Origin of the sequence: Flagellimonas olearia (genome assembly GCF_009184425.1) — a bacterium.
GTDB lineage: Bacteria > Bacteroidota > Bacteroidia > Flavobacteriales > Flavobacteriaceae > Flagellimonas > Flagellimonas olearia.
In genome coordinates, this window is the sequence record NZ_WELG01000001.1 from 1219279 (window position 1) to 1242693 (window position 23415).

The 23415-nt window shown below is 44.5% G+C and carries 22 protein-coding genes and 1 other RNA gene; 14 read left to right on the forward strand and 9 right to left on the reverse strand.

The window, feature by feature from the left end; translation table 11 throughout:
• Positions 1-64: 64 nt before the first annotated feature.
• Positions 65-1981: a molecular chaperone DnaK gene (gene dnaK / locus F8C76_RS05215; protein ID WP_152130754.1), complete on the reverse strand. Its 1917-nt coding sequence runs from the start codon at positions 1979-1981 to the stop codon at positions 65-67.
• Positions 1982-2208: 227 nt separating this feature from the next.
• On the opposite strand from dnaK, the gene F8C76_RS05220 reads away from it, so the two are divergent.
• Complete coding sequence (locus F8C76_RS05220; protein ID WP_152130755.1) at positions 2209-3633, forward strand: L-serine ammonia-lyase; 1425 nt, start codon at positions 2209-2211, stop codon at positions 3631-3633.
• Here F8C76_RS05220 and F8C76_RS05225 read toward each other — a convergent pair.
• On the reverse strand, positions 3630-4109 hold the full coding sequence (locus F8C76_RS05225; RefSeq protein WP_152130756.1) for a nuclear transport factor 2 family protein: 480 nt from the start codon (positions 4107-4109) through the stop codon (positions 3630-3632). The two genes, F8C76_RS05220 and F8C76_RS05225, sit on opposite strands and share 4 nt — an antisense overlap.
• A 71-nt stretch (positions 4110-4180) precedes the next feature.
• Here F8C76_RS05225 and panB point away from each other — a divergent pair, with 71 nt between their 5' ends.
• The 3 genes from panB (at position 4181) to F8C76_RS05240 (ending at position 6131) form a co-directional block, all read left to right on the forward strand.
• A complete protein-coding gene (panB, locus tag F8C76_RS05230) occupies positions 4181-4999 on the forward strand; it encodes a 3-methyl-2-oxobutanoate hydroxymethyltransferase (protein WP_129652577.1) in 819 nt (272 codons plus the stop codon).
• Positions 5000-5067: 68 nt separating this feature from the next.
• Positions 5068-5418 (forward strand): four helix bundle protein, encoded by a 351-nt coding sequence (locus tag F8C76_RS05235; protein ID WP_152130757.1) that lies wholly within the window; start codon positions 5068-5070, stop codon positions 5416-5418.
• Complete coding sequence (locus tag F8C76_RS05240; RefSeq protein WP_152130758.1) at positions 5415-6131, forward strand: RluA family pseudouridine synthase; 717 nt, start codon at positions 5415-5417, stop codon at positions 6129-6131. The genes F8C76_RS05235 and F8C76_RS05240 overlap by 4 nt, the downstream gene beginning before the upstream one ends.
• Here the strand turns inward: F8C76_RS05240 and F8C76_RS05245 are convergent.
• Positions 6121-7665, reverse strand: a complete 1545-nt coding sequence (locus tag F8C76_RS05245) for a hypothetical protein (RefSeq protein ID WP_129652579.1) — start codon at positions 7663-7665, stop codon at positions 6121-6123. The two genes, F8C76_RS05240 and F8C76_RS05245, sit on opposite strands and share 11 nt — an antisense overlap.
• 147 nt (positions 7666-7812) lie before the next feature.
• On the opposite strand from F8C76_RS05245, the gene F8C76_RS05250 reads away from it, so the two are divergent.
• Positions 7813-8985: a 2-isopropylmalate synthase gene (locus F8C76_RS05250; RefSeq protein ID WP_116217851.1), complete on the forward strand. Its 1173-nt coding sequence runs from the start codon at positions 7813-7815 to the stop codon at positions 8983-8985.
• Positions 8986-9029: 44 nt separating this feature from the next.
• A complete protein-coding gene (leuB, locus tag F8C76_RS05255; RefSeq protein ID WP_152130759.1) occupies positions 9030-10148 on the forward strand; it encodes a 3-isopropylmalate dehydrogenase in 1119 nt (372 codons plus the stop codon).
• Here the strand turns inward: leuB and F8C76_RS05260 are convergent.
• Entirely contained in the window at positions 10145-11383 is a 1239-nt protein-coding gene (locus F8C76_RS05260; RefSeq protein ID WP_152130760.1) for a peroxiredoxin family protein, read from the reverse strand. The genes leuB and F8C76_RS05260 overlap by 4 nt on opposite strands.
• 129 nt (positions 11384-11512) lie before the next feature.
• On the opposite strand from F8C76_RS05260, the gene pheT reads away from it, so the two are divergent.
• On the forward strand, positions 11513-13930 hold the full coding sequence (pheT, locus tag F8C76_RS05265; protein WP_152130761.1) for a phenylalanine--tRNA ligase subunit beta: 2418 nt from the start codon (positions 11513-11515) through the stop codon (positions 13928-13930).
• Here pheT and F8C76_RS05270 read toward each other — a convergent pair whose 3' ends face one another.
• Entirely contained in the window at positions 13931-14452 is a 522-nt protein-coding gene (locus tag F8C76_RS05270; RefSeq protein ID WP_152130762.1) for a fasciclin domain-containing protein, read from the reverse strand.
• A gap of 216 nt (positions 14453-14668) precedes the next feature.
• Between F8C76_RS05270 and F8C76_RS05275 the strand changes: the two genes are divergently transcribed.
• Complete coding sequence (locus F8C76_RS05275) at positions 14669-15388, forward strand: hypothetical protein (protein WP_152130763.1); 720 nt, start codon at positions 14669-14671, stop codon at positions 15386-15388.
• On the opposite strand, the gene F8C76_RS05280 is transcribed toward F8C76_RS05275, so the two are convergent.
• Positions 15385-17013 (reverse strand): ABC-F family ATP-binding cassette domain-containing protein, encoded by a 1629-nt coding sequence (locus F8C76_RS05280; protein ID WP_152130764.1) that lies wholly within the window; start codon positions 17011-17013, stop codon positions 15385-15387. The genes F8C76_RS05275 and F8C76_RS05280 overlap by 4 nt on opposite strands.
• Before the next feature lie 169 nt (positions 17014-17182).
• Between F8C76_RS05280 and F8C76_RS05285 the strand changes: the two genes are divergently transcribed.
• Positions 17183-18571, forward strand: a complete 1389-nt coding sequence (locus F8C76_RS05285) for a TlpA family protein disulfide reductase (protein ID WP_242502039.1) — start codon at positions 17183-17185, stop codon at positions 18569-18571.
• A gap of 60 nt (positions 18572-18631) precedes the next feature.
• On the opposite strand, the gene fsa is transcribed toward F8C76_RS05285, so the two are convergent.
• The 3 genes from fsa to ffs form a co-directional block, all read right to left on the reverse strand.
• Positions 18632-19288, reverse strand: coding sequence for a fructose-6-phosphate aldolase (gene fsa / locus F8C76_RS05290; protein WP_129652587.1), 657 nt, complete (start codon positions 19286-19288; stop codon positions 18632-18634).
• A gap of 37 nt (positions 19289-19325) precedes the next feature.
• Positions 19326-20135 (reverse strand): SDR family oxidoreductase, encoded by an 810-nt coding sequence (locus tag F8C76_RS05295; protein ID WP_152130765.1) that lies wholly within the window; start codon positions 20133-20135, stop codon positions 19326-19328.
• Between the two features lie 24 nt (positions 20136-20159).
• Positions 20160-20258: signal recognition particle sRNA small type (ffs, locus tag F8C76_RS05300), an RNA gene on the reverse strand.
• 75 nt (positions 20259-20333) lie between these two features.
• On the opposite strand from ffs, the gene F8C76_RS05305 reads away from it, so the two are divergent.
• The 5 genes from F8C76_RS05305 (at position 20334) to F8C76_RS05325 (ending at position 23359) form a co-directional block, all read left to right on the forward strand.
• On the forward strand, positions 20334-21398 hold the full coding sequence (locus tag F8C76_RS05305) for a glutaminyl-peptide cyclotransferase (RefSeq protein WP_249042362.1): 1065 nt from the start codon (positions 20334-20336) through the stop codon (positions 21396-21398).
• Entirely contained in the window at positions 21398-21787 is a 390-nt protein-coding gene (locus F8C76_RS05310) for an acyl-CoA thioesterase (RefSeq protein ID WP_165357212.1), read from the forward strand. Before F8C76_RS05305 ends, F8C76_RS05310 begins: the two co-directional genes overlap by 1 nt.
• Positions 21788-21850: 63 nt before the next feature.
• Entirely contained in the window at positions 21851-22180 is a 330-nt protein-coding gene (locus F8C76_RS05315; RefSeq protein ID WP_152130766.1) for a choice-of-anchor Q domain-containing protein, read from the forward strand.
• A 128-nt stretch (positions 22181-22308) separates the two neighbouring features.
• Entirely contained in the window at positions 22309-23040 is a 732-nt protein-coding gene (locus F8C76_RS05320; protein ID WP_152130767.1) for a LytR/AlgR family response regulator transcription factor, read from the forward strand.
• Between the two features lie 139 nt (positions 23041-23179).
• The gene (locus F8C76_RS05325) at positions 23180-23359 is read left to right on the forward strand and encodes a hypothetical protein (RefSeq protein ID WP_152130768.1); all 180 of its coding nucleotides are present in this window, start codon (positions 23180-23182) and stop codon (positions 23357-23359) included.
• Positions 23360-23415: the final 56 nt, after the last annotated feature.

Here is a 23415-nt window from a genome sequence, read left to right on the forward strand (position 1 = left end):
AAATCAAGCAAACAAAAAACCCTGACCAAAGTCAGGGTTTTTTATTATTTATGATATTCGAGTATTACTTCACTTCTTCGAAGTCAACATCCTCTACATTATCACCTTCCTTGGCATTTCCTCCAGCAGCGCTATCAGCACCGGCAGATGGATCAGCACCATTGGCTTGGGCCGCATCGGCCTGGGCCTTGTACATCTCCTCTGAAGCCACTTTCCAAGCCTCATTGATTTTCTCCAAAGCAGGTTCTATCACCGCAACATCTTTGGTTTCATAGGCTTTCTTCAACTCCTCCAAAGCATCCTCGATAGGCTTTTTCTTGTCATCGGACAATTTATCACCAAACTCCTTCAACTGCTTTTCGGTCTGGAAGATCATACCATCGGCCTCGTTCAGCTTATCGGCCTTCTCCTTGGCTTGTTTATCCGCCTCGGCATTGGCTTCGGCTTCGGCTTTCATCTTTTTGATTTCTTCCTCGGTCAAACCTGAAGATGCCTCGATACGGATATCTTGGGTCTTGTTGGTGGCTTTGTCCGTAGCAGAAACCTTGATGATACCGTTGGCATCTATATCAAAAGTCACTTCAATCTGAGGCGTACCTCTTGGTGCCGGTGGAATACCGTCCAAGTGGAACCTACCAATGGTTTTGTTGTCTGCAGCCATAGGACGCTCTCCTTGCAACACGTGTATCTCAACCGAAGGTTGGTTATCCGCTGCTGTGGAGAATACCTGTGACTTTTTGGTAGGAATGGTGGTGTTTGCCTCGATCAATTTGGTAAACACACTTCCCATGGTCTCGATACCCAATGAAAGTGGGGTAACGTCCAAAAGAAGTACATCCTTCACATCTCCGGTCAATACACCTCCTTGGATAGCGGCACCTACGGCCACAACCTCATCCGGGTTCACCCCTTTGGATGGTTTTTTGCCGAAGAACTTCTCAACAGCTTCCTGTACCGCAGGGATACGGGTAGAACCCCCTACCAAGATAATCTCATCTATATCACTTTTTGAAAGACCTGCAGATTTCAATGCGGTCTCACAAGGTGCAATCGTTCTTTTTACCAAGTCATCGATCAACTGCTCAAATTTGGCTCGGGTCAATGTACGCACCAAGTGTTTGGGGCCTGACGCAGTTGCCGTTACATAAGGTAAGTTGATTTCGGTCTGTGCAGAGGAAGACAATTCTATCTTGGCCTTCTCGGCAGCTTCACGCAAACGCTGAAGCGCCATGGCATCCTTACGAAGATCCATGTCCTCATCCTTCATAAACTCCTCGGCCAACCAATCAATGATTTTTTGGTCAACATCATCTCCCCCTAAGTGGGTATCCCCATCCGTGGCCAATACCTCAAAAACGCCGTCACCCAATTCCAAGATGGAAACGTCATGCGTACCTCCACCGAAATCGAACACTACGATTTTTTGATCGGTGTCTTTTTTATCCAAACCGTAGGCCAATGAAGCAGCCGTTGGCTCGTTGATGATTCGTTCCACGGTAAGACCTGCAATCTCACCAGCTTCTTTGGTGGCCTGTCTTTGTGAATCGTTAAAGTAGGCAGGAACCGTAATCACTGCACGGGTTACATCCTGACCCAAATAATCTTCGGCGGTCTTCTTCATTTTCTGAAGAATCATGGCCGATAGTTCCTGTGGGGTATACAAACGGCCGTCGATATCCACTCTTGGGGTATCGTTATCGCCCTTTACCACATTATAAGGAACTCTGTCCGCTTCCTTTTTGGATTCAGAAAATTTGTTTCCCATGAATCGCTTGATGGAATAAATTGTTTTGTTTGGATTGGTAACCGCCTGTCTTTTGGCAGGATCTCCCACCTTGATCTCTCCACCTTCCACAAATGCAATCACGGAAGGGGTGGTACGTTTACCTTCGGCATTTGGAATTACCACTGGTTCGTTACCTTCCATTACAGAGACGCAGGAGTTGGTTGTACCCAAGTCTATACCTATAATTTTGCTCATTGTATCTAAAGTTATATCTGTTTGAAATTCATTTTTGTCTCGTTCATGAAATGTCAATGATCATGCCACGGCCCAGAATATGACAAGGTGTCAGACAATCCCCTTTAAATTCCATAAATACTCACAAATTGCCATGCTGAAGCAACGGTTTAGGCATAAAATCATTAAGACTTATTTCCTGTTTTATCCCAACCGACTTGTTATATTTGGAACAGTAAATTGGACCTATGGAATGTATCAGTGTGTTTGATATGCTCAAAATTGGTGTGGGACCCTCAAGTTCCCATACCCTTGGCCCATGGCGGGCTGCGGAACGATGGATAGCCGAGCTCAAGGAACAAGAGGTATTTGATGACGTCCAACAAGTCTCGGTCTCCCTGTTTGGCTCTCTTTCCCTTACAGGAAAAGGCCACGCCACTGATATTGCCGTTGTCATGGGACTGCTGGGCACTGATCCGGTAACCGTTGCCATTGACAGTATTGATGGGGCCATGGAACACGTAAAGAACAGTTCTACACTAAACTTGGGCGGGATTCATCCCATCTCCTTTGATTTTAAGAACGATATTGTCTTTAAAAAAGAGTTTCTTCCCTTTCATTCCAATGGCATTCGCTTTGAGGCCCAGTTGACGAATGGGGAATCCGTTTCCGAAACCTATTATTCCATTGGCGGTGGCTTTGTGGTAAAGGAGGAGTTGATCCATTCCAAGGAGAACAAGGAAACGTTCAAAACCTTTCCTTATCCTGTAAAAACAGGCCTTGAGTTGCTGCAATACTGTCAGGAGCACCAAAAAACCATTTCGGAAATCGTTTGGGAGAATGAACTTTCGTTACGTCCAGCCAATGAAATTGACCAAGGATTGCAACGCATTTGGGATACTATGTTGGAATGCATGTATACCGGCTGCCACACCGAAGGAAAACTTCCGGGAGGCCTCAACGTAAAACGCCGTGCTTTTGAAATCCATCAAAAACTGAAAGGCAATGTCCCCTACTCCACTCCCCAAGAATGGTTGGAGAGCATACGGGACACCGAAGTGAGGTTCCGCCAAATCATTAAATGGGTCAGTTGCTTTGCCCTGTCCGTGAACGAGGTGAATGCCTCGTTGGGTCGGGTGGTCACCGCACCCACCAATGGCAGTGCAGGGGTTATCCCTGCGGTTTTGATGTACTATATGGTCATTGAAAACCACGATGCCGACTTTGACGATGTAAGACAGTTTCTATTGGTAGCCAGTGAAGTGGGGAGCATCTTTAAAAAAGGAGCCACTATCTCCGCCGCCATGGGAGGCTGCCAAGCTGAAATCGGGGTTTCGTCGGCCATGGCCGCTGCCGGACTTACAGAACTGATGGGCGGCACCCCCGAACAGGTATTGATCGCTGCAGAAATTGCCATGGAACACCATCTGGGACTCACCTGCGATCCCATTGGGGGGCTAGTGCAGGTTCCCTGTATAGAACGCAATGCCATGGGGGCCATAAAGGCAATCAATGCCGCAGAACTAGCACTTGACACGGACCCTAATGAGGTCAAAGTACCTTTGGATAAGGTAGTGAACACCATGTGGGAAACCGCCAAGGACATGAGTTCCAAATACAAGGAAACCTCAGAAGGTGGCCTGGCCGTAGGGGTCTTCTTGAGTGATTGCTAATCCAAACAACCTTCCTTTCCCCTAGTGTCAATAAGATAGATGACTTTCCATTCCCCATCAAAATTGACCAGTTGAAAAGAATTTATGCCACAATGACTGAAGGCATCATTCAACCAAAATTCATAGCCTACCCAAGCATTGGCCATGGTCCGATCCACCTGAATGGAAAATGAGGTGAGTTTTTCCTCAAATTTGATGCTGTCAGGAATACTGCAAATGGAAGTAAGAAATTTAGAAAATTCCTCGTTTCTGAAGCGGGTCTTGCCCTCTTGGTCCCTCCCTGTGGTCTGGAGTACCACATGATCGGCCGAAACGCTTTTTATAATGGTGGAATCCTGCTTGTGAAATCCATCAAAAAAGGTTTCAATGACCTGTTTTATCTGTTGTTCCGAATCAACTTTTGGAGGGTTTGGACTTTGGGCGGCAACCGTAAGGCATGCCATGCATAGAAATGCAAAACTTAACACTGTTCTCATGAGATGTAGTTTTTTGATTGAAGCCCAAATTAAACAAATCTGCTTACATTTAGCCCGTAAAAAAGAACCAAATGTCTGTCGCCAAGAAAGAATACAAGAGAATTACGGTAAAATCCTTGATCGAGATGAAGCAAAATGGGGAGAAAATCTCCATGCTCACCTCCTACGATTATTCCATGGCCAAAATCGTTGATGCAGCCAATGTTGATGTCATCTTGGTGGGGGATTCCGCCAGTAATGTCATAGCCGGCCATGAAACCACCCTGCCCATTACCTTGGACCAAATGATCTACCATGCCAGTTCCGTGGTCCGTGCCGCAAAAAGAGCACTTGTGGTGGTCGACATCCCCTTTGGAAGCTACCAGAGTGATTCCAAGGAAGCCTTGCGCTCCGCCATTCGCATCATGAAGGAAAGTGGTGCGCATGCCATCAAGGTCGAAGGTGGGGCAGAAATCAAAGATTCCGTAAGCCGGATTCTACAAGCAGGCATCCCTGTAATGGGGCATTTGGGACTTACCCCTCAATCCATTTATAAATTTGGCACCTATACCGTAAGGGCCAAAGAAGAGGAAGAGGCGGAAAAGTTGAAACAAGATGCCAAAATGCTGGAGGAATTGGGCTGTTTTGGTATTGTTCTGGAAAAAATACCGGCAAAATTGGCCAAAGAAGTAGCGGAAAGTGTATCCATCCCTATCATTGGGATTGGCGCCGGAAACGGTGTTGATGGGCAAGTATTGGTGGTACATGACCTACTGGGTATGACCCACGAATTTCACCCTCGTTTCCTCAGAAGGTACATGAACCTTTATGACGAAATGAGCAATGCCATTTCACAATATGTGGATGATGTAAAGAGCAGTGATTTTCCCAATGAGGAAGAGTCTTATTAGAGTGTTGGAATATTGGATTTTTGGACTTTTGGATATTTTGATATCTTTCTTCCTACAAAATCCTACTCATGCATCGATTCAAAGACTTGGACATATGGAAATTGAGCCGAGAATTCTGTTCTGATATTTACGAAGTGACAGGCAGCTTCCCCGAGACCGAAAAATTCGGAATTTCCAATCAACTGAGACGAGCAGCTGTTTCTATCCCTTCAAATATTTCAGAAGGATGTTCAAGAAAATCCAATAAGGATTTTTCAAGGTTTTTAGAAATCGCCATGGGTTCCATGTACGAAGTAGAAACACAACTCCTTATATCAAATGATTTAGGTTTTTTGTCAGACAAAAGATTGGAATTCTTAGTGGACAAATTGAACGCAATCATTAAAATGACTTCTAAATTTAAATCCATCCTTAAGTGAGTTCCAAAAATCCAAAAGTCCAAAAATCCAATACATCCAACCTCCAAGTGCTCTATGAGGACAACCACCTCATTGTCATCAATAAAAGGTCAGGGGATATTGTACAAGGTGACAAGACCGGTGATACACCCCTGAGCGATGTGGTGAAGCAATACCTGAAGGAGAAGTACAACAAACCGGGAAATGTGTACCTAGGTGTGGTCCATCGGTTGGACAGACCCACAACCGGGATTGTAGTTTTTGCCAGAACCTCGAAGGCCCTACCCCGACTGAACAAGCTTTTTTCAGAAGGAAACACCCAAAAGACGTATTGGGCCGTGGTAAAAAATGCTCCAGAGAAAGAACGTGACACCTTAACCCATTGGTTGGTGCGCAATCCTAAACAGAACAAGTCTTACGCCCATAGCAAAGAAGTCCCCAATAGCAAAAAGGCCATTTTGGAATACCGAATCCTAAAAAAATTGGATAGCTATTATCTATTGGAGATCGATTTGAAAACAGGCAGACACCATCAAATCCGGGCCCAGCTGGCGGCCATAGGATGTCACATCAAAGGAGATTTAAAGTACGGAGCTGACCGAAGCAATAAGGATGGAAGCATCCATTTACATTCCCGTAGTCTGGAATTGGAACATCCCGTAAAAAAAGAGCCCCTCACTTTTTTGGCCCCACCTCCCAATGACCCTGTTTGGAACGCCTGTCTTAACGGGTAAGCGCTAGGGCCTTTTCACGAATGATCTGGGAAACAGGTTTGTTCTCTAAGTGACTTTCCAACCAAGAGAGAATGTCCAGATACAAAAATGCCCTTTTCTCATACGGATGGTTCTCATATTTCTTAAGCTCATTGTAAAGCTTTTGAAACTCATCCTTAAGCTCGTGTGGATAGATATCCCCAAGGTTTCTTAAAAACTTGATCATTTCCTTTTGAACGGCATGTAAGTCATTCATTTTCAATAAAAATTTGTAAGTGCTCTTAAGTTGGACTTCAAGGTGGTAATCCATTCCCGCCTCATAGTGCGCCACCAAACTCAGCACTCTTGCAAAGCACATTAAATCCTCCCTCATTTTAAGATTCTTGTTGGAGATGATCTTTTTCAGATAGGCAATGCAGTTCTTATTGTCCCCGTTGCCAAAATACAGGCAGGCTATCTTATAATAAAGCAGCATAATATGATGCTCATCTATTCGCTCTCCATGCTTTTTTATACCGTATTCAATCACGTTGACCAAGTACAGCCCCTTATCAAAAGTGCCCTCCAGAAAATGAAGGTTCAACTTATTGGAGTTGATGTATAAAAAGGCCAAAGAGGCAATATTATCATTCTGCGGAAAACTTGAGCTTTCTACTTGCACTTCCAAACGATCCAGGGTTTCCCTAAATTGGGAAGAATACTTTACAAAGAAAAGCGACTCCAAAAGGTAGTGGTTCCCTTTCAGGTAAAAAACGGGGTTGAGCGCAATCATCTCCTGATGATCATAGAAAAGATCTACCCATTTGCTGGCATAACGGTATGCCGAAAGAAAATCCTGTATCAACAAACTGTACCACAAATAGGCCTTATAAAGCCATAACTTTTCCCTGAAACCTAGACTCTCCAGATTATAATCCGGTAAATGGCCCTCAAAATAGGATTTAACCTTCTGCAGGTCCTCATCGCTACGGACATACCCCACCTTGAGCATCATTCCGTATAGCTGAAGGGAAAGATTGGAAAGCTTGCTCGTCATTACATTTTGTGCAGAAAGCTCCTTGGCCTGTACCGCCAATTCATCGGCCCTATCCGGAATACTTCGGGTAATATATTGCGTCTCTATGATCTTCTCGAACTCTACAATTTCGTAAGCCACATTCTTTTCTTCATTCTCAATGGCCACCGTCTTGGCCTTATCTAAAATCTTCAAGCTTTGCTTGTACAGTCCCTTTTGATATAAAATGGTGGCAAAATCCAGTTGTTCCCTAATTTGGATCCGTATATTCTGATTTACAGGGTTCAAACGAAGGCTTACCAAAATCTGTTTGTAGAGATGCGCCTTAAGATTGGATAGTTGCGCTTTTTTCACAATACCACTTTCCAAAATTTGTCGCTCATCATAACGTCGCATTTTGTCCAACAAGTTAAAAAGAGCCAAAAATTTGGCATCTGTGTTGACCCCCAAGCGGCCCACATACAGTTTAAATTGACGCTTTTCCGATTTGGACAGCGATTTTACCAGTACAAACAAAGCATCCTTATGGGCATTTGTCATCGTAAAAAATATAATTTAAACAATTGAATATCAATTAATTAATTGACACCAAATCCAATTTAACGTTGTATAAGGTTTTGACCCTCCTTTTACCTTCTGGCCCTCCTTCTCTATTTTCGTATGAATTCGAACAACAGACAAAAGATAATGGGTAAAGATAAGGTACAAATTTTTGACACTACGCTAAGAGATGGAGAACAAGTTCCGGGTTGTAAGTTGGACACGGAACAGAAATTGGTCATCGCTCAGCGCCTGGACGAATTGGGCGTTGATGTCATAGAGGCCGGATTCCCCATTTCAAGCCCCGGTGATTTCAAATCTGTGCACGAAATCTCCAAATTGGTCAAAAATGCAACGGTCTGCGGATTGACGCGAGCCGTCAAAAAAGACATTGAAGTGGCCGCCGAGGCCCTGAAAGCAGCAAAAAAACCAAGAATACATACTGGAATCGGAACTTCTGATTCCCACATTAAATATAAATTCAACTCTACAAGGGAACAAATCATTGAACGCGCCGTTGAGGCCGTTGCCTATGCAAAAACCTTTGTGGAGGATGTTGAATTTTACGCAGAAGATGCCGGACGTACAGATAATGAATTTTTGGCGCAAGTCTGTGAAGCGGTTGTAAAGGCCGGAGCCACAGTTCTTAACATTCCTGACACCACTGGGTATTGTCTTCCAGAGGAGTATGGTGCCAAAATGAAGTATCTAAAAGAAAACGTAAAAGGTATTGACAAAGCCATTCTTTCTTGCCACTGCCATAACGATCTAGGGTTGGCAACCGCCAACTCCATAGCAGGTGTGATCAACGGAGCACGACAGATTGAATGTACCATCAACGGTATTGGGGAACGTGCCGGAAACACTTCCTTGGAAGAAGTGGTGATGATCCTTAGACAACACCCTTACCTAAACCTTGATACCGGCATCAATAGCAAGCTATTGTGGGATACCAGCCAAATGGTTTCCCAGAAAATGGGAATGCCCGTACAACCCAACAAGGCCATTGTGGGCTCCAATGCCTTTGCCCACAGTTCCGGAATCCACCAAGATGGAGTGATCAAGCAACGTGAAACCTATGAAATCATTGACCCCAAAGATGTGGGGGTCAACGAATCCTCCATTGTGCTTACCGCAAGAAGTGGAAGGGCTGCATTGGCATACCGGGCCAAAAAAGTAGGTTACGAGCTTACCAAGGTCCAATTGGATGCCGTCTATGAGAACTTTTTGAAATTTGCGGATACCAAAAAGGAAATCTTGGATGAGGATATCCACGAAATTGTGGAAACCAGTAACATTAGCTTACAAAGCCTCGCTTAATAATAAATACCAAGCGACTTTTTTGATTCCAATCCTGTCATCGTATGAACTTGAACATTGCTTTGCTTCCCGGAGATGGCGTAGGACCTGAAGTTTTGGCCCAAGCGGTAAAATGTCTACAGGCGGTTGAAGAAACCTTTAATCACAATTTTGTTTACAAGGAAGCCCTTATTGGAGCCATTGCCATCGATAAAAAGGGGACGCCTTTGCCCAATAATACCCTAAAGCTCTGCAAGGAAGTCGATGCCGTGGTGTTGGGAGCCATTGGTCACCCCAAATACGACCTCAATCCCGATTCACCCATCCGCCCTGAACAAGGCTTGTTGAAACTACGGAAAGAGCTCGGACTTTTCACCAACATACGACCTGTAATTGCACACTCGTCATTGGTTGACAAATCCCCATTAAAAAAAGAAGTTGTCTCGGGTACGGACTTTGTTATTTACCGTGAATTGACGGGGGGCATTTATTTTGGTGAGAAAAAATTAAATGCGGAAGGCACGGTAGCTTCCGACCTTTGTGAATATTCCGAAAAAGAAATCAGCCGTATAGCCCATTTGGCCTTTAAGGCCGCCAAGAACCGAAAAGGAAAGCTCACTTTAGTGGACAAGGCCAATGTGCTGGAATCCTCCAGACTTTGGCGAAAAGTGGTGACCCGAATTGGTGAAAGTTACCCAGAAGTGACCTTGGAATACCTATTTGTGGACAATGCCGCCATGCAGATTATTCTAAACCCCACCCAATTTGACGTTATCCTTACCGAAAACATGTTCGGCGATATCATTTCCGATGAAGGAAGTGTCATTGGTGGCTCCATAGGATTGTTGGCCTCTGCCTCCATTGGTGAGGAAAGTGCCCTTTTTGAACCCATCCATGGGTCCTATCCCCAAGCCAAGGGATTGGACATTGCAAACCCTATTGCTTCCATACTTTCCGTGGCCATGTTGTTGGAACATTTTGGGCTCATTGATGAGTCCTTGGCCGTCCGCAATGCCGTTGACAAAGCCTTGAAAAAAGAAATTGTCACTCCCGACCTAAAACCCAACAGTCATTTCGGGACCAACCAAGTCGGTGATTATATTGCCAACAATATTGTTGATATTGATGATGATTTCAATATCAATGACGAAAACATCCACTTGGGGAAATCCACCATTATTTAGGAATCCGTTTCGATTGTTTCTGCGGCCAATCCACGGACTGTTTCGGCGAATTGCTTTTTGAACTGCTCATATTTCTCTCCAGTTGCAGGGCCGTTGAAGCCGGTATGTATTTTTCTCACCGCTCCATTCTTATCAATATAAATAGTTGTGGGATACGACAGGATATGGTTTAACATGGGTAGTTTCTCATTGGCTTTTTGCTTGTTTGAGGTTCCGTATTGGGCCAACAATATGGGATAATCCACCTGAGCTCTTTCTTTGAGGCGCGCAATGCCCGCCAGGGCTTTATCCTCGGTCTTGGCGTACTCAAAGGCAAGGGCCACCAACTCAATATCCAAATCAGGATTGTTCTTTAAAAATTCCACATAAAACCGGGTTTCATCCAAGCAATTGGGACACCAAGAACCCATAATCTGCACCAAGACCGGCTTTCCCTCGAATCTTGAATCGGACAGGCTTACCATTTTTCCCGAAGAATCCGGGAATGAAAAGTCGAACCGATCATACCCTTCCCGAAGAAAGGTCAATGAATCCGCATCAGGGAGTTCAAAAGCTTCGTTCCTGGCCGCCATAAACTCTTCAACGGCATGATTTCCATTATAAAACTGTCCTTCAAGGGTACTGTCCGTTACCTTTGCCATGAACAGGTACACATGTGCCCCATCAAAAGCGGAAAGTTTTAAACTATCCCCGGTGACCACTCCATCCAAGTATCTGTAATCCCCCGTCTTGGTCCTAAAAGTACCTTTGACCCGATTACCATTCTGCATGAATATTCCCTTGGCCGGATATTCATTATCCGTATTGAGGTCAAAATAGGTCTCCCAAATGCCAGAAATATTGACTTGGGCATCTTGACCCACTTCAAAACGGTCTTGTTTTCCGTGGACCGCGGTGAAAGGAACGATCCGATCCAAGCTTTCCTTTATGAAATTGCCTTGGATTTGGTTTTTCGAAAAAGTACCTGACACATATCCTTCAAAAATGGGCATTTGAATCCGTATGGAATCTCCTTCAATTTCAATTTGATCAATGGCAATCACCTCATCGGCATTGTACATCTCCATACGGTAATCCCCATCATCATTCTTGAACAACGTAAAGGTAAAGGGAAGTTCTTTGGAGGAAGAAACCTTCATCTTTCCCAACCATTCACCCAACAACAATTCCTTACTTTCCTTTTTGCATGAAAATACCGTTAAAAAGAGCAAACATAACAGCGCTATCCTGTTCATATATTGAAAGATTTTTCCTAAAAGTAGAAAATACTATACAAATCTTACAAATTCCAAATAGAACACAGGGTTATTTACATTGAATCTGTTGCCCTATTGTTTTATATTTGTCCACTCTAAAATTGGGGTATGAAGATTTCTTATAACTGGCTACGCCAGTTTTTGCAGATTGATTGGGATTCACAAAAGACCGGTGAGCTTTTAACGGATTTAGGCCTTGAGGTTGAAGGCATATCCCATTTTGAGTCTGTCAAAGGCGGCCTGAAGGGTATTGTGGTAGGCCATGTACTTACCTGCGAGCAACACCCAAATGCCGATAGATTGAAATTGACCACTGTGGATATTGGACAGGGAGAACCTTTACAAATTGTATGTGGTGCCCCTAACGTGGCCGCAGGACAAAAAGTTCCGGTCGCTACCATTGGAACTACTTTGTACGCCAAGGATGGAGAGGCTTGGGAAATCAAAAAAGGGAAGATCAGAGGCGAGGAAAGCCATGGTATGATCTGTGCCGAGGATGAATTGGGACTGGGAAGCAGCCATGATGGCATTATGATCCTATCCGAGAGCTTGGAACCCGGAACCCCTTGCTCCAAAGTATTCGACATTGAAAGTGACGAGGTCTTTGAGATAGGCCTTACCCCCAACCGTTCAGATGCCATGAGCCATTTTGGCGTGGCCCGTGACCTAAAGGCCGGATTGGAACAAAAAGAGATACAAAAGGAGTTGGTTACCCCTTCCACCAGTAACTTTTCCATTGACAATAGGTCCTTAAAAATCGATGTGGAGGTCAAGGACAGTCAACTGGCCCCAAGGTATTGCGGTGTTACCATCAGCAATCTTGTGGTGCAAGAGTCGCCCCATTGGCTAAAAAATAGATTGAAGGCCATTGGCCTATCCCCCATCAACAATGTGGTGGATGTGACCAATTATGTGCTCCACGAATTGGGACAGCCCCTACATGCCTTTGATGCTTCCAAAATCAAGGGTAATAAGATTGAGGTGAAGACCCTTCCGGCGGGAACCAAGTTCAAGACCTTGGACGATGTGGAACGCGAGTTGCATGAGGATGACCTTATGATCTGCGACACGGAAAAGCCTATGTGTATTGCCGGGGTATTTGGAGGAATCAACTCTGGGGTTACCGAGCACACCTCATCCATCTTTTTAGAGAGTGCCTATTTTGATCCCGTATCCATCAGGAAATCGGCGAAAAGGCACGGTTTGAACACGGATGCCTCTTTTCGGTTCGAGCGTGGTATCGACATCAACCTTACCGAGTATGCGCTGAAGAGAGCGGCTCTGTTGATTCGTGAGATTGCGGGTGGGTACATTACTTCGGAAGTGGTAGACCTATATCCTAAGAAGCCCCAGGACCGACAAGTGTTCCTTACTTTTGATAAAATCAACTCATTGATCGGGCAGGAAATCCCGCGGGATACCATAAAATCTATCCTGTCTTCCCTTGAAATCCGTATCAACAATGTTACCGAATCCGGACTGGGCCTTACCATTCCCACCTACCGCGTGGATGTGACCCGCGAAGTGGATGTGATCGAGGAAATTTTACGGGTTTACGGCTACAACAACATCGACCACAAGGAAAAACTTACGGCCTCCATTGCCAAAACCTCGCGTTTTGAAAACCATAGGATTCAAGATGTTGTTGGAAACTTGTTGGCCGCAAAGGGTTTTTATGAAATCATGACCAATAGTTTGGTCTCTCCTGATGCCCATGCGCCTAACAAGGAGGAAGAAAAAATCAGCATGTTGAACCCTTTGAGTTCTGACCTATCAGTTCTAAGGACCTCCATGTTGTTTTCCGGACTTCAGGCCATAAGCTACAATCACAATCGGCAGAAAACAAACCTTAAGCTCTTTGAGCTTGGAAAAACCTACCATAAGATAAACGGTGAAAATCAGGAACGCCAACATTTGGCCATTTTCACTTCCGGAAATCGCACTGCAGATAGCTGGAACACCCCTGGCCAAAAAACAGATTTCTTTTACCTCAAGGGCATCGTGGAATCGTTGTTTGAGCGATTGGGTCTGCGGGACATCCAAACTACACCCTGCAAGGATGATCTTTATGCGGAAGGCCTGTCTTACCATAAAGACGGGAAAGTTTTGGCTGACTTCGGATTGGTCGGGAAATCCGCGCTAAAGATGTTGGACATTAAACAGGATGTATTTTATGCTGATTTTGATTGGGATGCCGTCTTGGAACTGGTGGGCACACAGAACATCATCTTCACGGAAATTCCTAAGTTTCCCGAGGTGACCCGCGATTTTGCTTTGTTATTGGATGATTCGGCCACATTCCAACAAGTGTTTGACATTGCTTGGAAAACGGAGAAGAAGCTTCTGAAAAAGGTGAATCTTTTTGATGTGTACACGGGCAAAAATCTACCCAAGGGCAAAAAATCCTACGCGGTGAGTTTTACGCTTATGGACGACAAAAAGACCCTTACGGACAAACAAATCGACAAGATAATGGCCAAATTACTGGCCCAATTCCAGAAAGAGCTTAGCGCGGAATTACGTTGATTACATTTGGGTAGGTAGAATCACGCTATCAATCTCATGAACCACCCCGTTCTTTAAATTGAGGTCGGCCGATGTGATACGCGCGGTGTTACCAATGGGGTCGGTAAGGACAATATCATACCCATCCATGTGGGCCAACAGTTTTTTGCCCTGAATGGTGGTAAAGCTGGCTTTACCATTCCCTCGGCACATGGCACGCAAAATACGGGATGCCGTCAAATGTCCGGCAACGATATGATAAGTAAGCAAGGACTTGAGGGCACTTTTATCCTGAGAGTTGAGGAGCTCCTTTATTTTTTCGGTGGAAAACCGCTCAAAAGCAGCATCTGAAGGCGCGAAAATGGTAAACGGCCCCGATTTCTCCAAAATCTCCTCCATCTCAGTAACCTTTACGGCTTCCAAAAGTATTTTATGATGCTCGGAATCAATGGTTTTTGTTCTTGGCACATTGCTCTGTGCAAAAGAGAACATTGAAAAGGCCATGCAAAGACCCAAAAATAGTTTGGTAAGGGGGAATTTCATCAGAGTCGGCTCAAATTTGGGACTTTAGTGGTTTTCGTATGGTTTGTCGATTAAATGCTAAAAACTTCGATAAGTTACGTTTTTTAATGGAAAAGAGTGCTGTTTTTCCAGTCATCACATTTGATTTAACACAATGTTAACAAAACATGTTTTTTCCTAACAAACAATCCCTCATACAATTCCTTAACTTTGAATGGATTGCTAAGAAAAAAGGATATGAATTTCGCCCATACGGACATTGAAAAGCAACTCTCCAGAGTCAGGGAAAAAGAAAAAAAGGAAGACCGAATTTTGCAGGAAGTGCATGAAATTTTGGAAAAGGACGTCTTGAAGGAAGAAAAAATCGTCAAGGAACTCCGTTCCAAAAATGCTCCCGCTGGGAATTCTTTTGTTTTTGACCTTTTAGAGACCGACAGAATCTATCATTTGGACCATATCAAGAAAATCTGTATCGATTATCGGCTTCGCTTTTTGGACAGTTCTTTTTTTAAAGGGGATTTCCCTCAAAGTGCCCTTACCAAAATCAAGGCATTGGAAGCCGCACATGATATCGATATCAAAGGTTACAAGATTATGGCGCCCTCCAAGCTTTTTAAATTGGAGGATAAGGACGACCCTTTGCTCTTTGCCCCCATTGGAAATGGATATTATTATTTGGTGCACAAATGGGGCAATGACCTCCACCCTTTCCGAAGGGTACTGGTCTGGCCTTTTAAAAATATAGTGAACCTCACCCTTTTTGTGGTACTGATAAGCTACTTGGTGACCCTTATGGTTCCCGACGGGCTATTTTCCAAGAAAAATACAACGGCGGAGTTTTGGATCATCTTCTTTTTCATGTTCAAGTGCATTGCCTCCATGGTCATCTTTTACGGATTTGCCTTGGGCAAGAATTTCAACCCCGCCATTTGGAACAGTAAGTACTTTAATGCCTAAGCCGTAACGGCGTACATTTTTTCCCGTTGTTCCTTGATTGCCTTGTCCGACATATAATCATCAAAGGTCAAGTAACGGTCTATGGAACCTTTGGGCGTAAGCTCAATGATCCGGTTGGCCACGGTATGTACAAACTCATGGTCATGGGTAGTGAGTAATACAGTCCCCTTAAAGTTCTTCAAGGAGTTATTGAACGCCGTGATACTTTCCAAGTCCAAGTGGTTGGTGGGTTCATCCAAAAGCAAAACGTTGGCACGGAGCATCATCATACGGCTCAACATACAACGCACCTTTTCACCTCCAGAGAGTACCGTGCATTTTTTAAGGGCTTCTTCCCCACTGAACAACATTTTACCCAAAAATCCCCGGATATAGACCTCTTCGCGCTCCTCTTCGGTCTTGGCCCATTCGCGTAGCCAATCCACCAAGTTGACATCATCCTTAAAATAATCGGAGTTGTCCGCAGGCAAATAGGACTGGGTCGTGGTAACTCCCCATTGGTATGACCCTCCACTGGCTTTGGTCTTTCCGGTAATGATATCGTAAAAAGCCGTAGTGGCCCTGGAATCTTTGGATAGGATGGCCACCTTATCACCTTTGGCCAAGTTGATGTTCACATCCTGAAAGAGCAAATCACCATCTTCAGAAACTGCGGAAAGTTTCTCCACATTCAGAATTTGATCTCCGGCCTCACGCTCCCGATCAAAGATAATAGCGGGGTATCTTCTGCTGGATGGTTTGATGTCCTCCACCTTAAGCTTGTCCAACATCTTTTTACGGGAAGTCGCCTGCTTGCTCTTGGCCACGTTGGCACTGAAACGCTGGATGAACTCCTGCAGTTCCTTTGCCTTTTCCTCGGCCTTTTTGTTCTGTTGTGCGCGTTGACGGGCAGCCAATTGGCTACTCTCGTACCAAAAGGTGTAATTTCCGGAAAAGAGATTGATCTTTCCAAAATCTATATCCGCAATGCTGGTACATACCGCATCCAAAAAGTGCCTGTCGTGAGAAACCACAATAACGGTGTTCTCGTAATTGGCCAAGAAATTCTCCAACCAGTTAATGGTCTCGTAATCCAAATCGTTGGTAGGCTCATCCATGATCAACACATCGGGGTTTCCGAACAAGGCCTGGGCCAAAAGCACCCGTACCTTTAATTTGGAATCCATATCTGCCATGGTAGTATAGTGCATGTCTTCCGAAATCCCCAAATTGGACAAAAGAGCCGCGGCATCACTATCGGCATTCCACCCGTTCATCTCCTCGAACTGTACCTGCAACTCCCCTATCTTTTCGGCGTTTTCATCCGTATAGTCCGCATACAGTGCATCGATCTCCTTTTTGATGTTGAACAAGGGCTTGTTCCCCATTACCACGGATTCCAACACCGTAAATTCATCGTACGCATTGTGGTTCTGCTCCAGAATGGACATCCGTTTGCCCGGTTCTAGGTGCACGTGCCCTGAGGTAGCGTCCATCTGACCTGATATAATCTTCAAAAAGGTTGATTTCCCCGCTCCGTTGGCGCCTATGATGCCGTAGCAATTTCCATGGGTAAAGGTCACATTGACCTCATCGAACAATACTCGCTTTCCAAACTGTACCGATAAATTGGATACTGATAACATGTACTATTTATTTTTTTGCAAAAGTAGCTAAAACCACTCCTTATTTCGAAATTTAAACGCACTTTATTAAACTGCACAAAAACAGGGTTTTACAACATTTAACTCGCCATTAACAGGATGGGGCTAAGGGGATGCTTAATTTTGTTTGTAAATGTATGGTTCCCATTATATGGTAAGATTATTACTCGGCCTCACCTTACTGTCCTTTCTAGCATGCGGGAAAAAATCCTCGGATTGTGCCGCTGTTTTCTTTGGTGGTGAGATAGTGAACCCTACCAGCGACTATGTGGTCCTGTATCGAAATGACGTTTACGTGGATTCGGTGAAACTGGACAACAACAATCGTTTCTCATTTGATCTTGAGGGAATTGAAGAGGGATTGTACCATTTTGACCATACCCCTGAACTTCAATATGTATATCTGCAAGGAGGAGACAGTCTACTGGTCCGATTGAATACCTTGGAATTTGACGAATCGCTTGTATTCTCCGGAAAGGGAAGTGAAATCAACAATTTCCTGATTGAAATGTTCCTCACCTATGAAAACGAGGAGCCCCTGATTTACGACCTCTACGAACTGGACCCTGATTCCTTCGACCAAAAGATTGATTCGTTAAAAACCCTAAAGATTGCCCACTTAAAGGAACTGGAAACCGACAATGGTCAATTTACGGGGAAAGAGCTGGCCATGGCCAAAGCGGCCATTGACTACAATAGTTATCTGTACAAGGAGAAATATCCTTTTTACCATAAAAAACGAACCGGCGAGGAAACCGTACATGAACTTGGCAGTTCGTTTTATGAATACCGAAAGAACCTCAACCTCAACAATAAGGACCTTACGTATTTTAGGCCCTATTTTGATTTTATGAAATGGCATTTTGGCAACCTATCCTACATGACCTGCATGGAGGATTGCCATACCGGAAAAGCTCCCATCAGCGACCGCCTCCACTTTAACAATCACAAGCTTCATCTTGTGGACAGTTTGGTGCAAGAGCAGGAACTCAGGGACATTCTTTTCAGGAATATTGCCGTGGATTACTTGCTGAAAGAACACAACCCCAGTGAAGAATGCCGGGTATTTATAGACAAATTCCGCTCCCTTTCTTCCAATGATGACCACAAAAAAGAGATTGACGCACTGTATTCCGGTATCAAGAGTCTTCAGCCCAACAATAGTCTTCCCGATATCGTGGTAAGGGATGTGGACGATAACGAGGTTTACTTAAAGGATGTGGTCAGCAAAAAGAAAAACACCGTCTTTTATTTTTGGACCGCCGACCAAAAAGGGCACTTTAAAAATATTACCCAACGTATCGCGCTACTGGAAAAGAAACATCCGGAATACAATTTTGTCGGTATCAACCTAAAGACGAGCCACACCCAATGGGTTAATATGCTGGAAGAATTTCATTTGGACAAGACCAACCAATATCACGGAGAAGATTTCAAGGAAATCCAGATGGCCATGATTGTGGATGGACTCAACAAATGTGTGATCACCAAAGACACCTTGATTGTCAATGCCTTTGGCAATCTTTATGCATCCTTTTAATTGACCCCATAAAAAAAGCCTCGGTCTCCCAAGGCTCTTTCTTCATCTCATTTTCTTTACTTACGAGTTTCCTTTTCGGTAATCGGCCAAGAATTTTTCAAGTCCGATATCGGTCAGTGGGTGATTCAACAATCCGGTGATGGACGATAAAGGTCCGGTCATGACATCGGCACCGATTTTTGCACAATCGATCACGTGCATGGTGTGACGAATGGAAGCGGCCAAAATCTGGGTATCAAATCCGTAGTTGTCATAAATCAACCTGATTTCGGAAATGAGGTTCAACCCATCGGTTGAAATATCATCCAAACGACCCAAGAAAGGAGAAACATAAGTCGCTCCCGCCTTTGCGGCCAACAAGGCCTGTCCTGCCGAAAAGACCAAGGTACAGTTGGTTCGTATGCCGCTATCCGAAAAATATTTCAGCGCCTTTACCCCATCTTTGATCATGGGTACTTTCACCACTATCTGCTCGTGCAGCTCGGCCAATTCCTCACCTTCCTTCACCATCGCTTCAAACTCTGTGGCCACAACTTCTGCGGATACATCCCCATCAACAATGTTACAGATGTCCACATAATGCTTTAAAATATTGTCTTTTCCAGTAATGCCCTCCTTGGCCATCAAGGACGGATTGGTAGTAACACCATCCAAAACACCCAATTGTTGGGCTTCCTTTATTTGGTCAAGATTAGCGGTATCAATAAAAAACTTCATTCCTTTAATATATAAGTGATTAGTATGAGGTATAAAACTACAATTTATAATGGTTGATCAGTAGTTTTTCGTAGAGTTTATCGGGTAAAATGTTCTTCAGCACCAAGGAAAACTTTTGCATAAAGGCTCCCACGGGATTGTGCACCTTGGGTCGTTTTTGGTTGATGATCCTGTACACCGCCTCGGCCACCTGAATGGGGTCCCCGGCGCTGTTCACATCATCATTGATGGATTCAATGGTATGGGCATACTTGTCCTCGTAGGGCGAACCGTTCAGCACTGGGGCATGGTATCTGCCTGCGGCTATGTTGGTGGCAAAATCCCCAGGGGCCACATTGGTAATGGTAATCCCAAAATCCTTGACCTCCATGCGCAACGCTTCGGTAATCAATCCCAAAGCACCTTTGGTGGCCGAGTAAAACCCTCGGAACGGCAGACCCATGTATCCTGCAATGGAAGTAATGTTGATGATGGCTCCCCCACCCTGCTGGCGCATTTGCGGCAGTACGGCTTTCATCACATGGACAGGTCCGTGAAAATTGGTATCAAATACATCCAAGATTTCTTCATGGGGGGTTTCCTCAATGGGACCGGTAATGCCTTTTCCTGCATTGTTGATCAATACATCCAAACGACCTTCCTTGGAAACAACTTCGGAAATGGCTCGTTGAATGCTCTCCACATCCTTCACATCCAGTTGGATGAGTTCAAAAGCATCAAAATAAGGGTAATTGTCCGGGTTTCGGGTGGTTCCGTAAACCGTTAAGCCTTTGGAGGTTAAAAAGGTTCCAATGGCCTTGCCTATGCCAGAGGAGCCGCCGGTGATCAAAACAACTTTCTTATCCATGGCCATCTGAGTTTAGGGAACAAAAAAAGGCAAGCTACCTACATCGCACCGCTACGACCACATACCCTTGCTGCGTTCCCGCCCTGGGGGATTCTGCAGGAGCTGGTCGTGTAGGACTTGCCTGTGCAAATATACGACCTTTTAAAATTTGCCACAATCCTATTTCATCCTTAATTTCGAAGTGTAAGTATTTTTACCATGAAACATGCACTTGAGACCATGATCAAATTAGCTTCCATTTTTGGGTTTTTACTCTTCTTCCTAGGTTGCGGCGGAGAAACCGACCCAGCCAAACTCTTCTCCATCGATTTGGAAAACAACAACATACAGCAAAACCAAAAGGTAGGGGTTGCCATCAAGAACAAGAAGGACCTTGAAATTTCCAGCATCAAATACGTTCTGGAGGGTCGGGAACTTTCTTTGGAAGGCAACCAAATTACCATCGATTCAAAAACTTTGGGAAACAAAACCCTAGTGGCCCAAATTGAAATCGAGGGACAAACCGTGGAAATCAAGGAAGATTTTCGACTCTTGGCCGCCCAAGCCCCCGAAATATACACCTACGAAATCGTGAACACCTATCCCCACGACCCCACGGCCTATACCCAAGGTTTGGAGTTCCATGACGGGACATTATACGAAAGCACTGGAAAAAAGGGAGCCTCCACCGTTAGAAAAGTAAATTTTGAAACCGGGGAAGTCCTTCAAAAAATAGATTTGGACCAAACCGTTTTTGGGGAGGGCATTACCCTTCTCAACGACCGCCTGTACCAGCTTACCTGGCAAAGTGGCATGGGCTATGTGTACCATACTTCCAATCTGGAAAAAATCAAGGATTTCAGTTATGGTGAAAGCCGGGAAGGCTGGGGACTCTGCAATGATGGCAAAAAACTGTACAAAAGCGATGGAACCGAAAAAATCTGGTTCTTGGACCCCGAGTCGCTTGAAGAAATGGGCCATATTGAAACAGCGACCAACAAATCCATTTTCAACAAGGCCAACGAGCTGGAATATGTGGATGGGAAAATCTACGCCAACGTCTATCAAAAGGAAAGCATGATGATCATTGATGCCACCTCTGGGGCCATCGAGGGAGTCATTAATTTTGGTGGGCTCAAGAGCAAGGTCAATAAAGGACCTAACTGGGACGAAACCAATTCCGTACTCAACGGGGTGGCCTACCACAAGGAAAGGGGTACTTTTTTTGTCACCGGAAAAAATTGGGACAAGTTGTTCGAGGTACATATCCGCAAAAAAGATTGATGAAGACTTACGCTGAAGTATTAAACGTGTCCGAAGGAGACCTGGACGACCTGAACCACGTGAACAACATCCGTTACGTGGAATGGATTCAGGATATTTCCAAAAAACATTGGGAAAAGGTCGCCCCACAAGCCATGCGGGAAGATATGGTCTGGGTGGTGCGCAACCACAACATCAACTACCTAAAATCCGCCGTTTTGGGCGATACCCTGCAAATCTCTACCTATATAAAGGACAATACCGGACCATTGTCCACCCGTGTGGTGGAAATCAAAAACCATAAAACGGGGCAACTGTTGATTAGCGCCCATACAGAATGGTGTCTGCTGGATGCGAAGACCTTTCGACCCAAACGCGTCCCGGAAACCGTTCATAACCTATTCTTATAGTGGTTCGGCACATACAATTTTCCTCAATCGCAGTGGGCTTGTCATAATTGCACTTGGGGTATCATGCCGCAAGGTTTTTGGTGTGGTGCCTTGTTCTGGCCAGTTGGCGTTTTCCAAGGATACCATTTACTGCAGTTTAACGATAACAATGGTCAGTTTGGAGAAAATCCACCCTATAATTTTGGCGATACGGACCTTTACCGTAACATCGTGTTGAACCAAGAACCAAACTTTTTCAACCGATCTAAAAACCAACTGACCATTCATGACAACTCTGCAGCCATTGACAAGGCCGACCCCGACGCTTCACTTTCCGTTCCAATAGATATTTTAGGAATGGATAGGACCCAAAATTCAGACTTGGGCGCCTATGAATTCACGGACAACAATTGATTTTTAACCTTTTTTTGTGAAAAAAGTAGGAAAATAGCCCGGTTTAGGGGGAAACCCATAGTTTTTTTAAGGTAAAACTGCAATGAGTTTATTTTGCACGTTAGTAACTTGCAATCAGCATTTTGCATATGGATTACACCTACACTGTCATAGATTCCAGCGCAACCTCAAAGCTTCAATTGCAGCTCTATTTGCAGGAATATGAAGACTTGGTCTGTGCAGGGGAGGCCACCAGCGCTACAGAAGGGTTGAACATTGTTCTAAAGTTCTCCCCAGACGTGGTGTTCGTGAATTTGGCCCAAGATGGTCTGGAGTATTTCCAGATGGTGACGGAACTCAACCAGTACATGCCCACACTTCCTATTATCATTGGGTATGCCACCACCAAAAAGTATGCGTACAATGCCATTAAAAGTGGCTTTTTCGACTATTGGATACTGCCTCATAATGAATTTGACGTACGTAAGACCATTATGAGGCTCCGCAAAGTGCATCCCAAGCACCACATGCCTTCTACCATTTGCCTTAAATCCTATAATGATTATAGGTATCTGGACACCAAGGATATCCTTTACCTAAAATCGGACAACAACGCCACCGACTTTTTTATGCGGGACGGCAGCGTGGTAAGCGCCTTTAAGACCCTTAAATCTTTTGAGGACAAATTGCCCCAAGGTTTCATCCGCATACACCAGAGCTATATCCTCAACGGCAACTACGTTTCCCGTATCAACTACGGCAAATCCATCTGCACATTAAAGAACGGACAAGAGGAGCTTCCGTTCTCCAAAACCTACAAGGAACAAGTGGACGGTCTTAAGGATTTTCTCTCCAAAACGGCAGTTGGCGAGTTAAATTGATCAAATTCTAACAGATTCCCGCAGAATTCTAGCAGAATCCCTACAAATTCTAAAAACTTTTCAATGGAGTAAACTTCTCGGTATTAGGTGGATAATTTGGCAGCACAAACCTATTTCATTAAACCATAAACCTAATATTATGAAAAAATTACTATCTATTTTCGCGATCGCCCTTCTTACTACTGGACTATTTTCTTGTGAAGCAGAAACCGATGTACAAGACACGGAAGCTATGGTAAAGAGCATTAGCGTGGACATTGATCAAAGTGCCACGGATGGAAAACAATCCGATTCTGAAGATAGAGGAGGGAGCAATTAATTTTTGTATTCCACTGATTCTCTATAGTTTTAGGTCATGAAAAAAACGTTTCGCCT

Excerpts from the sequence above, each read along its gene's own strand:
- dnaK (WP_152130754.1), bottom strand. The coding sequence starts at position 1,981 with ATGAGCAAAATTATAGGTATAGACTTGGGTACAACCAACTCCTGCGTC.
- F8C76_RS05220 (WP_152130755.1), top strand. The coding sequence starts at position 2,209 with ATGGAATGTATCAGTGTGTTTGATATGCTCAAAATTGGTGTGGGACCC.
- F8C76_RS05225 (WP_152130756.1), bottom strand. The coding sequence starts at position 4,109 with ATGAGAACAGTGTTAAGTTTTGCATTTCTATGCATGGCATGCCTTACG.
- panB (WP_129652577.1), top strand. The coding sequence starts at position 4,181 with ATGTCTGTCGCCAAGAAAGAATACAAGAGAATTACGGTAAAATCCTTG.
- F8C76_RS05235 (WP_152130757.1), top strand. The coding sequence starts at position 5,068 with ATGCATCGATTCAAAGACTTGGACATATGGAAATTGAGCCGAGAATTC.
- F8C76_RS05245 (WP_129652579.1), bottom strand. The coding sequence starts at position 7,665 with ATGACAAATGCCCATAAGGATGCTTTGTTTGTACTGGTAAAATCGCTG.
- F8C76_RS05250 (WP_116217851.1), top strand. The coding sequence starts at position 7,813 with ATGGGTAAAGATAAGGTACAAATTTTTGACACTACGCTAAGAGATGGA.
- leuB (WP_152130759.1), top strand. The coding sequence starts at position 9,030 with ATGAACTTGAACATTGCTTTGCTTCCCGGAGATGGCGTAGGACCTGAA.
- F8C76_RS05260 (WP_152130760.1), bottom strand. The coding sequence starts at position 11,383 with ATGAACAGGATAGCGCTGTTATGTTTGCTCTTTTTAACGGTATTTTCA.
- pheT (WP_152130761.1), top strand. The coding sequence starts at position 11,513 with ATGAAGATTTCTTATAACTGGCTACGCCAGTTTTTGCAGATTGATTGG.
- F8C76_RS05270 (WP_152130762.1), bottom strand. The coding sequence starts at position 14,452 with ATGAAATTCCCCCTTACCAAACTATTTTTGGGTCTTTGCATGGCCTTT.
- F8C76_RS05275 (WP_152130763.1), top strand. The coding sequence starts at position 14,669 with ATGAATTTCGCCCATACGGACATTGAAAAGCAACTCTCCAGAGTCAGG.
- F8C76_RS05280 (WP_152130764.1), bottom strand. The coding sequence starts at position 17,013 with ATGTTATCAGTATCCAATTTATCGGTACAGTTTGGAAAGCGAGTATTG.
- F8C76_RS05285 (WP_242502039.1), top strand. The coding sequence starts at position 17,183 with ATGGTAAGATTATTACTCGGCCTCACCTTACTGTCCTTTCTAGCATGC.
- fsa (WP_129652587.1), bottom strand. The coding sequence starts at position 19,288 with ATGAAGTTTTTTATTGATACCGCTAATCTTGACCAAATAAAGGAAGCC.
- F8C76_RS05295 (WP_152130765.1), bottom strand. The coding sequence starts at position 20,135 with ATGGATAAGAAAGTTGTTTTGATCACCGGCGGCTCCTCTGGCATAGGC.
- F8C76_RS05305 (WP_249042362.1), top strand. The coding sequence starts at position 20,334 with ATGAAACATGCACTTGAGACCATGATCAAATTAGCTTCCATTTTTGGG.
- F8C76_RS05310 (WP_165357212.1), top strand. The coding sequence starts at position 21,398 with ATGAAGACTTACGCTGAAGTATTAAACGTGTCCGAAGGAGACCTGGAC.
- F8C76_RS05315 (WP_152130766.1), top strand. The coding sequence starts at position 21,851 with ATGCCGCAAGGTTTTTGGTGTGGTGCCTTGTTCTGGCCAGTTGGCGTT.
- F8C76_RS05320 (WP_152130767.1), top strand. The coding sequence starts at position 22,309 with ATGGATTACACCTACACTGTCATAGATTCCAGCGCAACCTCAAAGCTT.
- F8C76_RS05325 (WP_152130768.1), top strand. The coding sequence starts at position 23,180 with ATGAAAAAATTACTATCTATTTTCGCGATCGCCCTTCTTACTACTGGA.